Below are 12,870 nucleotides of genomic sequence, written 5' to 3'. Positions count from 1 at the left end.
CGGTGGATAGAGAAATCGCAGGTCAGACCGGGTTTGTGCACATGATTGCGAAGCGTTGGCGGTCGACTGCGCACAGCTTGTGCACAGCTCGACCCGCCTCTCTCCACAGGTTATCCACAGTTATCCACAGGGCCTGTGTATGACCGTCTTGGCGGTCCCAGGGTCCACCCGTACGGTGAAGGGCCGCATGCCGCGTCGTGCGGCGGAACTGTCGGCCGTGTGGCGTATGAAGGACACGGTGTATTGCGGTGCGATCTCGCGCGAGCCTTTGTGAAAGGAGACCCCGGGCATGAGCGTCTCCGAGTTCGAAGAGGCCAGGCCCGAGCCGGCCCGCGAAGGATTCGAGCGGACCCCACCCCAGGACATCGCCGCCGAACAATCGGTCCTCGGCGGCATGATGTTGTCCAAGGACGCGATCGCCGACGTCGTGGAGAACCTCAAGCCGATCGACTTCTATCGGCCCGCCCACGAACTCGTCTACAACGCGATCCTGGACCTGTACGCCCGGGGCGAACCGGCCGACGCGGTCACCGTCGCCGCCGAACTGACCAAGCGCACCGAGATCGGCCGGGTGGGCGGCGCCCCGTACCTGCACACCCTGATCTCGTCGGTGCCCACGGCGGCGAACGCCGAGTACTACGCCCGCATCGTGCGCGAACAGGCGGTGCTGCGCCGCCTGGTCGAGGCGGGCACGCGCATCGTGCAGATGGGTTACGCGGCCGACGGCGAGGTCGACGACATCGTCAACAACGCCCAGGCCGAGGTCTACAAGGTCACCGAGCAGCGCACCACCGAGGACTACGCGCCGCTGGCCGACATCATGGAGGGCGCGCTCGACGAGATCGAGGCGATCAGCTCTCGCGGCGGCCAGATGTCCGGCATCCCCACCGGCTTCACCGACCTCGACTCCCTCACCAACGGCCTCCACTCCGGCCAGATGATCGTCATCGCCGCCCGTCCGGCCATGGGCAAGGCGCTGGCGCTGGACACTCCCCTACCGACGCCGACCGGGTGGACCACGATGGGTGAGGTGCGGGTTGGCGACCTGCTGATCGGAGCCGACGGGGCGCCGACCCGGGTGGTGGCGGCGACCGAGATGTTGATCGATCGACCGTGCTACGAGGTCGAGTTCTCCGATGGTGCGGTGATCGTTGCGGACGGCGCCCACCAGTGGGTGACCCAGACCCGGGCCGAGCGTCGCGCGGTCCACGGCCGGACCGACGCGCCGGCGGTAGCCGGGACGGTCCGGACCACCGAGGAGATCGCGGCCACCGTGCGGTGCGAGACGGCCGACCGGCGGTTGAACCATGCCGTGCGGGTGGCCGCGCCCGCGCGTTTCCCGGAGCGGGACCTGATGTTGCCGCCCTATGTGCTGGGGGCCTGGTTGGGCGACGGGCACAGCGCGGGGAGCCGGTTCACCACGGCAGATCCGGAAATAATCGACAACATCGAGCGGAGCGGCATTCGAGCCGTCCCGACCGGGAGTCCCCTGCTGTACAACCTACGCCTTCCGGAACCGGCGGCCGTCGAGGAACGTGCGTGCGTGGTCTGCGGAAAGCCGTTCGTGCCCCGCACCTCGCAGGTGCGCTCGTGCGGCAAGTCCTGTGGTGGCAAGGCCAAGGCGGTCTCGGCGCCGGTCGGCGATCCGTCCTGCCCCGACTGTGGAGGACCCTCCAGCGGATTGCTGCGGTGTCAGTCCTGCCGCGACCGACACGGTACGGTTCCGGCCATCCTGCGCACGCTTGGTGTCCTGCACGACAAGCACATTCCCGAGGTCTACCTGCGGGCCTCCGAACAGCAGCGGCGCGATCTCCTCGCCGGACTGCTCGACACCGACGGGTACGTGAGCCCGAGCGGCACCGTGCAGTTCGCGGTGACCAGCCGCAGGCTCGCCAAGGGTGTTCTCGAACTCGTGCTGAGTCTGGGCTATCGCGCGACGATGCGTACGAAGCCGGTCAAGGGCCGCACTGCCGAATCGTCGGTCTGCTACCAAGTGAACTTCACGCCGGCGGACAAGGTCTTCCGGCTGCCGCGCAAGATCGCCCGGCAGAGCACCCTGGCCTACCCGACCACTCGGCTGCGCTACATCAGCGCGGTGCGGCGCGTCGACTCGGTACCGGTGCGCTGCGTGGAGGTGGACAACGACAGCCACCTCTACCTGGCGGGCCGCTCGTGGATTCCCACCCACAATTCCACCCTCGGATTGGACATTGCACGTGCGTGTTCGATCAAAAACAATCTTGCGAGTGTGATCTTCTCGCTGGAGATGGGGCGCAACGAGATCATGATGCGTCTGCTGTCGGCGGAGGCTCGGGTCGCGTTGCACCACATGCGCTCGGGGAGCATGACGGACGACGACTGGACGCGGCTCTCGCGCAAGATGGGTGAGGTCACGGCGGCGCCGATGTACATCGACGACTCGCCGAACCTGTCGATGATGGAGATTCGGGCCAAGTGTCGCCGGCTCAAGCAGAAGCACGACCTGCGGCTGGTGATTATCGACTACCTCCAGCTCATGCAGTCGGGCGGCTCGCGGCGGGCCGAGAACCGCCAGCAGGAGGTCTCCGAGATGTCGCGGAACCTCAAGCTCCTGGCCAAGGAGCTGGAGGTCCCGGTGGTCGCGATGTCCCAGCTCAACCGTGGCCCGGAACAGCGCACCGACAAGAAGCCGATGGTTTCCGACCTTCGTGAATCAGGATCTATCGAACAAGATGCCGACATGGTCATTTTGTTGCACCGCGAGGACGCCTATGAGAAGGAGTCGCCGCGGGCCGGGGAGGCGGACCTGATCGTGGCCAAGCACCGTAATGGGCCGACGGCGACGATCACCGTGGCCTTTCAGGGGCACTATTCGCGGTTCGTGGACATGGCGCAGAGCTGACTGGAGGGACGGGACGACCCCACCCCAGGCGTGCCCGGGGCGGGGGTCGGTCGGCGCGGCGGTGGTCAGATGTCGCGGCGGTGCAGGGCTGCCCAGCCTGCGACTTGGGCGGCCATGGCCCAGGCGGCGAGAATCGCGGCGGCGGTGGCGTCGCCGTCGAGGAGGTTCATTCCGGCGCGGCCGGGGAGGATGTCGGCGGCTTCGGTGGCGATCAGCATCGGGAGCGCGAGCATCATCGTGAGCACGACGCTCAGCGTGGCCACCGGGCTGCGCAACAGGGCGCCCAGGCCGACGGTCAGGATCGCGGTGAGCACCAGGTAGGCGGTGATCGCGGCGATGTCGCCGGCCACCGCGCCGGACGAGGTGATGGCGTACGAGCCGAGCGTGAAGCGGCCGATGCCCACGCCGGCGACCGCGAGCAGCGCGGCCAGCGGTGTGGTCACCGCGACCACGACCGCCGTCTTCGCGAAGAGCATCCTGCCCCGGCGCGGGTCGGCGGTCAGTGTGGTGCGGATGGACCCGGTCGCGAACTCGGCCGTGATCACCGCCATCGCGAGTGCGACGACGGCGAATTGGGCGAGCAGGACCGAGCCGGTCGCGGGTTCGCCCACGGCCATGGTCAGACCGTCCTTGGTCTCCCCGCGCTCCACGTCGTTGGCGAAGTCCATGCCGATGATTCCCGCGCACACGGTCATCAGGAACACCGAGGCGGCGACCGACCACCACGTGGAGCGCACCGACCACAGCTTGATCCATTCCGAGCCCACCGCGGAGCGCAGCGCGAGCGGCCCGCCCCGACCCTGTTCCCAAACCCGGGTTCGCGCCTCAGCCTGCCGCATACTCCACCGCCTTCGCCGTCAGTTCCAGGTATGCCTGCTCCAACGAGGCCCGCCGGTGGCTCAGTTCGTACAGCGGCACGCCGAGTGCGTGTGCGGCCCGGCCGACCTCCTCGATCGAGGCGCCGGTGTAGCCGCGGGAGTCCTCGTCGGTCGGCACCATCCGGGCGCCGGTTTCGAGCAGGTACTCGGTCAGCCGGTCCAGACCCGCCCGGTCCGGGCTGCGGACCAGCACCCCGGAGGCACCGGCCGCGTCGATCACCTCGGCGATCGGCGCGTCGGCGATCAGCCGTCCCCGGCCCACCACGACGAGCCGATCCGCGGTCTGCTCCATCTCGCTCATCAGGTGGCTGGAGACGAACACCGCCCGCCCCTCCGCCGCGAGGGAGCGGATCAGCTCGCGGATCCAGCGCACGCCGTCCGGGTCGAGGCCGTTGATCGGCTCGTCCAGGATCAGCGTCCGGGGGTCGCCGAGCAGTGCGCCGGCCACGCCGAGCCGTTGGCTCATGCCGAGCGAGAACAGGCCCGCGCGGCGGTTCGCGACCTCGGTCAGGCCGACCCGGTCCAGGACCTCGTCCACCCGTCGGAGCGGGATCTCGTGGGTCCGCGCCAACGTGCGCAGGTGTGCTCGCGCGGTCCGCCCGGGGTGCACCGCCTTGGCGTCGAGCAGCGCGCCGACCTCGTGCAGCGGGCGGTGCAGGCGGGCGTACGGGCGGCCGTCGATCGAGGCGTGTCCCGAGGTCGGTCGGTCCAGGCCCAGGATCATCCGCATCGTGGTCGACTTGCCCGCGCCGTTGGGACCCAGGAAGCCGGTCACCAGTCCGCCCTCGACGGTGAGCGTGAGTGCGTCGACGGCGGTGTGTGCGCCGTAGCGTTTGGTCAGTCGTTCCAGCCTGATCATCGTGCTCCTTTGTCGTCCGGGACGACGCTAGGAGCCGGCCTCGGGGCGCGGCATCGCTCGTTCGACAGGGCTCCAGCACGACTTTCGGCAGAGGCGCGGGCCGGCGCAGCTCTGGATCCGCGCCATGGGGCGGCCACGCCATGGACCGGGGCCCGGGCGGGTGCGCCTAGCGGGAGTGGATCTGGACCCACCTCGGGTCGAGGGTTCGGCGCAGTGTTCGCCGCACGGCGCACCGGCAGACTCGTCGATGTGGGGCCGAGGTGGTCTCGCGGGGGCAACGGCGAGAGGACATCGCGATCATGGACCCCGCGGGGAGATTCGGCGCCAGGGTCGTCGCCCCGCCGGCACTGCCACCGCCACCGCAAGCACCGCAACCGCCGCCCGCCGGACATCCCCGTCCCGGTGGGCGGCGGCGGGCGTGGCCGGGTCTCGGCGGGCGGCGGGTGCCGGGGAGTTGGGTCCGGAGCCCCTCCCCCCTCGGAAGGCTCCGAACCGCTCCCGGTGCGGCGGGCCCGATCACGGGGTTGCCGGGCCCGCCGCATGCCTTCGATCATGGTCGGCGCCGCTTGGGATCGAATGGGCGCCGGCTTGGCGCGCACTGTCGCGGTCGGTCCCGGCCCCGCGCCCTTTTCGTTCTTCGGGCCGCCGCGGGCCGGTGGCCCGCGTGGTTCGCCCACCGGGACGAGTACATGTCGTGCATCCCCGGGCGCGAATTTTCGATACTCCCGCTGTAGTACGCCGCCACTCCCACGTCTGCGGGGGCGGTGCACCCTTGTAGTCCCGGGGGCGGAACTTGTGTGCGCGGCCCCGATTTCAATTGAAGTGTCCGTTCCGGCCCGCCTACCGTCGAGGCCGACACCACCGGCGTTCTCTCGGCTCGTGCGCGATCGGCGCTTTGTGAATTCGATCACAAGGTGTGCTCGGGGGCCGGTCACACCGTGGGATCGCGCACGCAACCGAGGAGAGACCGATGTTCGGGCGACTGGGCCGACTCGTCGTTCACAACCCCTGGAAGATCACCGCCGGCCGGTTGATGGCCGCAGGGCCCGGGTGGTGTTCGCGCCGATCTGCGCGACTTCGTGCACGCGCACCGGCCCGACGGCACCCGGGCGATGGTCGGCGGCCGGACCGCGTCCTTCACCGACCGCCGCCGCAGGTGTCATCCTGGCGGGGACGTTCGCGTCGCCCAGGATGGCCGGCATCGACATGCTGACCCGGATGGGCTTCGCGGTCTCGGTCGGGATCTGCGTCTCGGCGTTCGTGGTGTCGATGTTCCGGGTTCCCTCCGTGACCGCGTTGATCGGGCACGCGGCGTGGTGGCCCGGACACGCCGATCGTGCGCCGAAGCCGGTGGGCCGAGGCGACGAGGACAGGGAGCCGGTATTCACCGGGGACCGCTGACCCGGTGGACCGAGGAGAACGCATGCCCAAGGAAGGCCCCGCGCGAGCCGCCGTGCGGGGCCTTCCCGCGTCCGCGGCGGGCCCCCGTACGAGCGAGCCGGTCGAGCCCTGGCTGCTGCCGGCGCCCAAGACCTTCGCGCGCTGGTTGCCCTGTCGACCCTGGGTCGGCGAGGTGTGCCTGGTCGCGCTGGTGTTGATGTGCGTGATCGGCGGCTCGGTCGGCGGCTCCACCCAGGACCACAACGTCGGGCACCCCGACGCGCTCAACCTGAGCATCGCCGGCCTCACCTGCCTGGTGCTGTTCGGCCGGCTGCGGTGGCCGCTCACGGTGCTGGCGCTGACCGAGGCGGGCCAGGTGTTCTACCTGGCCGCCGACGGCCTGGACGGCCCGATCCTGATCCCGACCATGGTCGCGTTGTACACGGTGGCGGCCAGCGGGCAACTGCGCCGCTCGGTGCTGATCGCCTCGGCGGTCGCGGTGGTGCACACCGGGATGCGGATAGGTCTGACCCCGGACGGGTTCCTGTCCCCGGAGAAGTACCTCTCCGGGATCTGGATGTACCTGCCGGTCGCGATCGGCGAGGCGGTCCGCGCCAAGCGGGCCTACTGGGCCGAGGTGCAGGCGCGACTGGCCCGCGCCGAGCACGAGCGCGAGGACGAGGCCCGACGCCGGGTCACCGCCGAGCGCATGCGGATCGCCCGCGAGTTGCACGACGTGGTCGCGCACAGCATCGCGATGATCAACATCCAGGCGGGCGTGGCCGCGCACGTGATCGACCGGGACGTGCCGCAGGCCAAGGAGGCGCTGGTGCACATCAAGGTGGCCAGCCGGGACGCGCTGGCCGAGCTGCGCACGACGCTCGGCGTGCTGCGCCAGGACGGCGACAACGACCTGCCCACCGAACCGACCCCGGGGGTGGACGACGTGGACGCGCTGGTGGCGTCCTACCGCAACGCGGGTCTGCCGGTGCTCCTGGAGGAGTCCGGCGAGGCCCGGACCCCGTCCGCGCCGGTCGGCCTCGCGCTGTACCGGATCGTCCAGGAGTCGCTGACCAACGCGATGAAGCACGGCGGCGACGGCGCGTCCGCGATCGTGCGGGTCGTGTACGGCGAGCACGCGGTCGAGGTCGACGTGCTCGACGACGGCCGGGGCACGCCCCAGACGGGACGGGGCAAGAGCGCCGACGGCACCGGACACGGGCTGCTCGGCATGCGGGAACGGGCGGTCGCCGTCGGCGGTTCGCTCGCGGTGGGACCCGGCCCCAATGGCGGTTTTTCGGTACACGCGGTGCTGCCGCACCACAAGGGCGCGCTCACCGCGCGTCGGGACGGAGATTCCTCATGACGGTGCGCGTGCTGATCGCGGACGACCAACTGCTGGTCCGGTCGGGCTTCAAGGTGCTGGTCGGCAGCGACCCCGAGCTGGAGGTGGTCGGCGAGGCGGCGAACGGCGCCGAGGCGCTCACCCTGGCCAAGGAGACGCGGCCGGACGTGGTGCTGATGGACATCCGGATGCCCGGCATGGACGGCCTGGAGGCCACCCGCCGGATCGTCCACGACGACGAGCTCGCGGGCGTACGGGTGTTGGTGCTGACCACGTTCGAGGTGGACGAGTACGTCTTCGAGGCGCTGCGGGCCGGGGCCAGCGGCTTCCTGGTCAAGGACACCGATCCCGAGGACCTGCTCAAGGCGATCAAGACCGTGGCGACCGGCGACGCGTTGCTCTCGCCGGGGGCCACCCGCGCGCTGGTGGCCCGCTTCCTGTCCCAGCCCGAGCCCAAGGTGGCCGCGCCGGACCGGCTGGAGGCGCTCACCGACCGCGAGCGCGAGGTGCTCTCGCTGGTGGCGGCCGGGATGAGCAACGACGAGATCGCCGAGCACCTGTTCGTCTCGCCGTTGACCGCCAAGACCCACGTCAGCCGGGCGATGGTCAAGCTCGGCGCGCGCGATCGCGCGCAGCTCGTGGTGATCGCCTACGAGTCGGGCATGGTCCGGCCGGGACGCGGCTGAGCACCGCGCCCCGCTGCGCTCCCGGGGCGGGACCCGGACCGCTCTAGCCCAGGTCGCCCGCGAGCAGGGTGTGGATGCCCTCGATGTTGGCCCGCAGGTAGGCCGCCAGGCTCGCCGGCACCAGGCCCACCGAGGCCAGCCCGGCGGGGGTGAAGGGCACCCGGACGATGTCGTACTCGCCGTTCGGTTCGTCCACCTCGGGGCCGTGCCGCAGCGCGGGATCCATCGATTCGAGCCGGCAGGCGAAGAAGTGCTGGACCTTGACCCCGCCCGGCTCGGGCACGGTGTCCACGAACGCGGGCACCGGACGGCCGATCTTGCCGCCGAGTTCCTCGAACACCTCGCGCCGCAACGCCTCGGACACCGTGGTGTCCTCGGGCTCGACGCCGCCGCCGGGGGTGATCCAGTACGGGGGGCTGTCCGGCTTGGTGCGTTTGATCAGCACCATGTGATCCTCGTCGTCGAGCAGGATCGCGCGTGCCGTCCGCTTCACCACTGAACGCATCGTCGGTGCCCTCTGCTTTCTTGCGGCGTTGCCCCCGTCTGAAGTCTCCCTTTCCGGCGACACGGGGGGTTTATGCCTGCCCGGCCGCACGTTCGGGATCACGCCCAGCGCGCGGCGCGCGCGATCAGCTCGCCGTGCAGGTGCGCGATGTGCGGTTGGCTCAAAGTACCCTCCCGCACCGCCAGGAACACCGTGTGCAGTGGCGGCAGTTCCGGCTCCAGGAGGGCGACCACCGCGCGCCGGTCCAGCGCCTCGGCGCACAGATAGCGCGGCAGCACCGCGATGCCGTGCCCGGCGCGTACGCACTCCAGTACGGCACGTAGGTCGGGCACCGTCACCGCGGCCGGGGCGGTGGGCTTCGCGTCGAACACGGTCGACCAGTAGCGCCGGATCAGCGGCTGCTCCTCCGCCTCGCAGACCAGCGGCACCCCCTCCAGGGCGGTCGGCCCCTGGGCCAGGATCCGGCTCTGCGGCAGCCGTGCGGCCCAGTGCGGCGCGCCGATCAGGACGTACTCCTCGTCGGTGAGCGGCGTCCCCACTATCCCGCGTGCCCGCGGTCGCACGTCGGAGATCACCAGGTCGTGCCGGGCCGCCGCCAGGCCCGTGAGCAGCACGTCGCCGGGGCCCAGGGTCACCCGTAACCGCAGACCGCGCCGGACCAGGTCGGCCAGCGACGGCAGCACACGCAGGGCGGTCAGTTCGGTCGGGCCGCCCAGGTGCACGGTGCGCCGCATCGGGTCCACGCCGCGCACCTCGCGGGCCGCGATCTCCTCGATCGCGTCCAGGTGCGGCGCGAGCCGGCGGGCGAGCTCGTCGGCGGGGCCGGTGGGCGCGACCCCGCGCGGCAGCCGCTCGAACAACTGCTTGCCGACCTGCTTCTCCAGCGTGCGGATCTGCGCGGTTATCGCCGGCTGCGAGAGCCCGAGCGACGCGGAGGCCCGGGTGAACGAACCCGCGCGGTGTACGGCCAGGAAAGTGCGCAACAGCGTCAGGTCCACGGGTCCCCCGTCTCGTGTCCCCCGACCACTCCCGAGAGTCGGGGACATCACGTGATCTTGCCCGAAGTCGCAGGTCAGCCCGGGGAGGCGGCGTCCAGGGCGCGCAGGATGTCCGCGATGAGATCCGCGGTGTCCTCGCAACCGGCCGAGAACCTGACGAATCCCTCCGGCACATCGTTGCCGGCCCAGCGCGCGCGACGTTCGGCCATACTGTGCACGCCACCGAAACTGGTGGCGTCGGCGACCAGTTCGAGGGCGCCCAGGAACCGGCGAGCGGTGTCCGCGTCGGCGAGCGTGAAGCTCACGACGCAGCCGAACCGCCGCATCCGACGGGTTGCCACATCGTAGGCCGGATCGCCCGCGAGTGCGGGGTGCCGAACGTCGGCGACGTCGGTGCGGCCGAGCAGCGCCTCGGCGACGGCCAGCGCGTTGGCCGCCTGGCGGTCCACCCGCAACTGGAGGGTGGACAACGAGCGATGCGCCAACCAGGCCTCCATCGGCCCGGGCACCGCGCCGGTGAGCGAGCGCCAGGACCGCACGCGGGCGGCGAGTTCGGCGTTCGCGCAGGCGACGTACCCGAGCAGTAGGTCGCTGTGCCCGGTCAGTGCCTTGGTGCCGCTGGCCGCGGAGATGTCCGCGCCGAGCGCGAGCGGGAGTTGGCCCAGGGGGGTGGCCAGCGTGTTGTCCACGGCCACCAGGGTCTCCCGCGCGTGGGCGAGCGTGGCGATCCGCTCGATGTCGCACACGTCCAGGCCCGGGTTGCTCGGTGTCTCCAGCCACACCAGGCGGGCGCCGGGCAGGGCCCCTTCGAGTTCGGCGCCGGCGGTCGGCACCAGGCGCACGGTGATCCCGCGTGCGGCGAGGTGCTCGCCGAGCGTGCGGGTGGCCGGGTAGCCGTCGGACGGCAGTACGACCACGTCGCCCGGCGTGGTGAGCCCGATCAGGACGGCCGAGACGGCGGCCATCCCGGACGCGAACGTGACGGTGTCGGCGGCGCCCTCCAGGTCGCCGATCGCCGCCTCCAGGCCGGTCCAGGTCGGGTTCGCGTAACGCCCGTATTGGTAGGGACCGTTCACCTCGCCGGGCAGGTGGTACGTACCGGCGAAGACGGGTCCGGGCAGGAAGGGGTCGCCGGGGGCGTGGCCCGGACTGCCGGCCCGGACCGCCCGGGTACCGTCGCTCCACTCGGTGGCCATCACGACTCCTTCGCTGCCTGTTTCACGTGAAACGTTGCGCGGCTCCTCGGCGTGCCCTCGGGCGACGCCGTGCCGAGACCGCGCCCGCGGACCTCAGTCGCGGTCCAGGATCAGGCTCAGGAACCAGCTCACGATGCTGATCACCAGGGCGCCGAGCAGCGCGGCCCAGAAGCCGTCGATGTGGAAGTCGAGGTCCAGCTTGTTCGAGATCGCCTCGGTCAGCCACAACATCAACGCGTTGATCACGAACGTGATCAGTCCGAGGGTGAGCACGAACAGTGGGAGTGAGAACAGCTTCACCAGCGGTTTGATGACGGCGTTGACGATCCCGAAGATGAGCGCGACCACGACTATCGTCTTGGCCTTGCTGCCGGCCGACGCACCGTCGGCGAGATCGATTCCGTGTACGAACCAGCTGGCGAACCAGATGGCCAGCGCGTTGACAACCAGTTTGACGACCAGGCTTTTCATATCTTGATGCTGGCATCCGGTGGATGCCTCCCGCTTGAGCATGATGGGAAAGTCTGTTCGTGTCGGTAAGGAGTTTGGTCACATGAAGGTCTTTCGCCTCGATGATCTGGACGCCGAGCGCGCGTTCGAGCAGGGCGCGTACCTGAAGTTCCTCAGCGAGCGGAACTTCTCGATGGGCCTGTACGCCCTCGAACCGGGCGAGACCGACACGCAGAAGCCGCACCGTCAGGACGAGGCGTACGTGGTGATCAGCGGTCGGGCCACGCTGACCGTCGGCGACGAGTCCACCGACGTCGCGCGCGGCAGCGTCGTGTACGTACCGGCCGGCGTGCGGCACCACTTCCACCGGATCACCGAGCCGCTGCGCGTGTTGGTGTTCTTCTCGCCGCCGGAGGGCTGAGCGCGATGCGCGCGGCGCGCGCGAGGGGCGCACCCACGGGCGGGCCCGGACCCGTGTACGACAATCGCATCTTGGGATCCGGGATTCGGATCCCGGGATCCGACGATCGGGAGTAGACCTGATGGCGCTGCGCGACGAGCTCTGGGCCGCGATCGAGGACGTCTACGCGGCGATCCTCGAGCACCCGTTCATCCACGGGCTGACCGACGGCACGCTGCCGCGCGAGGCGTTTCGGCACTACGTCGTGCAGGACTCGCACTACCTGCGCGACTACGCCAAGGCGCTCGCGGTGTGCGCGGCCAAGGCGCCGGACGAGGCGACGACCGTGCAGTTCGCCGGCGACGCGGCCGGTGCGATCGCCGCCGAGCGCTCGTTGCACGAGGGCTTCATGGTCGACTTCGGCAGCTCGGTGGCGGACGCGACCGCGACCGAGCCGGTGTTGCCCAGCACCCGGGCCTACGTCAGCTACCTGCTCGCCACCGTGCACAACGGCTCGTTCGCCGAAGGTGTGGCCGCGGTGCTGCCCTGCTACTGGATCTACGCCCGCGTGGGCGACGCGCTGCTGGCCAAGGGCTCGCCCGACGAGCTGTACGGGCGGTGGATAGCCACCTACGGCGCCGAGGAGTTCCAGGAGACGGTGCGCGCGGTGCTCGATCTGGTGGACCGGATCGGCGAGGACCTCTCGGCGACCGAGCGGGCTCGGATGATCGAACACTTCACCACCACGGCCCGCTACGAGTGGATGTTCTGGGACGCCGCGTGGCGCGGCGAGCGCTGGCCGGTCTGAGCGGATCGGGCCGGTCGTCGCGACGCCCGGCCGGCCGGATTCGGTCCGGCCGGAACCGGTCCGCCCGGATACGACGTGTCCTTGCGGGGAATGTGGTCCCCGCACGCACGTCTCGCGTGGGATCGCGTGACTGGGGGTTGAACGATGGAGACATGGCCGCAGTGGGTGCGGGTCGGTGTGCCGGTGCTCGCGCTGGTGCTGCTGTGCTGGTTGCTGATCTGGCTGTTCTCGGCCTTCCTGATGCTCATCGTCAAGGGTGTCGTGGGGCTGCTCGTCACGGTCGGGATGGTCGTGCTCGCGCGTACCGCGGTGGTCGGCCGCGAACCGCGGGATCCGCTCGGCTGAAACCCGACGCTGGTCGTGCGACCGGCGGTGTGTCAGGGTAGGGGCGCACCACACGGAGATACACGGGAGCTCGGGGCACCGGGCTGAGAGGGCGCTGAGGCCGCGCCGACCGCAGAACCTGACCGGGTAATGCCGGCGT

The 12,870-nt window shown here is 70.5% G+C and carries 12 protein-coding genes and 1 pseudogene; 7 read left to right on the top strand and 6 right to left on the bottom strand.

Annotated features, from left to right (window positions below; translation table 11 throughout):
• Positions 1-289 precede the first annotated feature (289 nt).
• Positions 290-2,881: a replicative DNA helicase gene (dnaB, locus tag ACZ4FV_RS22190; protein ID WP_465323107.1), complete on the top strand. Its 2,592-nt coding sequence runs from the start codon at positions 290-292 to the stop codon at positions 2,879-2,881.
• Positions 2,882-2,946: 65 nt separating this feature from the next.
• On the opposite strand, the gene ACZ4FV_RS22185 is transcribed toward dnaB, so the two are convergent.
• Complete coding sequence (locus ACZ4FV_RS22185) at positions 2,947-3,720, bottom strand: hypothetical protein (protein ID WP_395867822.1); 774 nt, start codon at positions 3,718-3,720, stop codon at positions 2,947-2,949.
• The gene (locus tag ACZ4FV_RS22180) at positions 3,707-4,618 is read right to left on the bottom strand and encodes an ATP-binding cassette domain-containing protein (RefSeq protein WP_395867824.1); all 912 of its coding nucleotides are present in this window, start codon (positions 4,616-4,618) and stop codon (positions 3,707-3,709) included. Before ACZ4FV_RS22180 ends, ACZ4FV_RS22185 begins: the two co-directional genes overlap by 14 nt.
• A 1,122-nt stretch (positions 4,619-5,740) precedes the next feature.
• Here ACZ4FV_RS22180 and ACZ4FV_RS22175 point away from each other — a divergent pair.
• The 3 genes and pseudogenes from ACZ4FV_RS22175 to ACZ4FV_RS22165 all read left to right on the top strand — a co-directional run.
• Positions 5,741-6,019: pseudogene (locus ACZ4FV_RS22175) on the top strand (MMPL family transporter); the annotation flags it as partial.
• Between the two features lie 22 nt (positions 6,020-6,041).
• Positions 6,042-7,364, top strand: a complete 1,323-nt coding sequence (locus ACZ4FV_RS22170) for a sensor histidine kinase (RefSeq protein ID WP_395867826.1) — start codon at positions 6,042-6,044, stop codon at positions 7,362-7,364.
• Positions 7,361-8,029, top strand: a complete 669-nt coding sequence (locus ACZ4FV_RS22165; RefSeq protein ID WP_395867828.1) for a response regulator — start codon at positions 7,361-7,363, stop codon at positions 8,027-8,029. Before ACZ4FV_RS22170 ends, ACZ4FV_RS22165 begins: the two co-directional genes overlap by 4 nt.
• Positions 8,030-8,072: 43 nt before the next feature.
• Here ACZ4FV_RS22165 and ACZ4FV_RS22160 read toward each other — a convergent pair whose 3' ends face one another.
• The 4 genes from ACZ4FV_RS22160 to ACZ4FV_RS22145 all read right to left on the bottom strand — a co-directional run bounded on the left by ACZ4FV_RS22160 (position 8,073) and on the right by ACZ4FV_RS22145 (position 11,199).
• Positions 8,073-8,534: an NUDIX hydrolase gene (locus ACZ4FV_RS22160; protein WP_395867830.1), complete on the bottom strand. Its 462-nt coding sequence runs from the start codon at positions 8,532-8,534 to the stop codon at positions 8,073-8,075.
• Between the two features lie 98 nt (positions 8,535-8,632).
• On the bottom strand, positions 8,633-9,532 hold the full coding sequence (locus ACZ4FV_RS22155; protein ID WP_402234850.1) for a LysR family transcriptional regulator: 900 nt from the start codon (positions 9,530-9,532) through the stop codon (positions 8,633-8,635).
• A 74-nt stretch (positions 9,533-9,606) separates the two neighbouring features.
• Positions 9,607-10,728: a cystathionine gamma-lyase gene (locus tag ACZ4FV_RS22150; RefSeq protein WP_465323106.1), complete on the bottom strand. Its 1,122-nt coding sequence runs from the start codon at positions 10,726-10,728 to the stop codon at positions 9,607-9,609.
• A 93-nt stretch (positions 10,729-10,821) separates the two neighbouring features.
• Positions 10,822-11,199 carry a phage holin family protein gene (locus ACZ4FV_RS22145; RefSeq protein ID WP_395867836.1) on the bottom strand — a complete coding sequence of 126 codons (378 nt, stop codon included), beginning with the start codon at positions 11,197-11,199 and terminating at the stop codon, positions 10,822-10,824.
• A gap of 82 nt (positions 11,200-11,281) precedes the next feature.
• Here ACZ4FV_RS22145 and ACZ4FV_RS22140 point away from each other — a divergent pair, with 82 nt between their 5' ends.
• The 3 genes from ACZ4FV_RS22140 (at position 11,282) to ACZ4FV_RS22130 (ending at position 12,731) form a co-directional block, all read left to right on the top strand.
• On the top strand, positions 11,282-11,599 hold the full coding sequence (locus ACZ4FV_RS22140) for a cupin domain-containing protein (protein ID WP_402234853.1): 318 nt from the start codon (positions 11,282-11,284) through the stop codon (positions 11,597-11,599).
• A gap of 121 nt (positions 11,600-11,720) precedes the next feature.
• Entirely contained in the window at positions 11,721-12,386 is a 666-nt protein-coding gene (tenA, locus tag ACZ4FV_RS22135; protein ID WP_395867840.1) for a thiaminase II, read from the top strand.
• Between the two features lie 144 nt (positions 12,387-12,530).
• On the top strand, positions 12,531-12,731 hold the full coding sequence (locus ACZ4FV_RS22130; protein WP_395867842.1) for a hypothetical protein: 201 nt from the start codon (positions 12,531-12,533) through the stop codon (positions 12,729-12,731).
• Positions 12,732-12,870 lie beyond the last annotated feature (139 nt).

This window comes from Embleya sp. NPDC025285, from assembly GCF_055558835.1.
The sequence above is the reverse complement of the archived record's forward strand: the minus strand, read 5'-3'. Positions and strand labels throughout refer to the sequence as shown.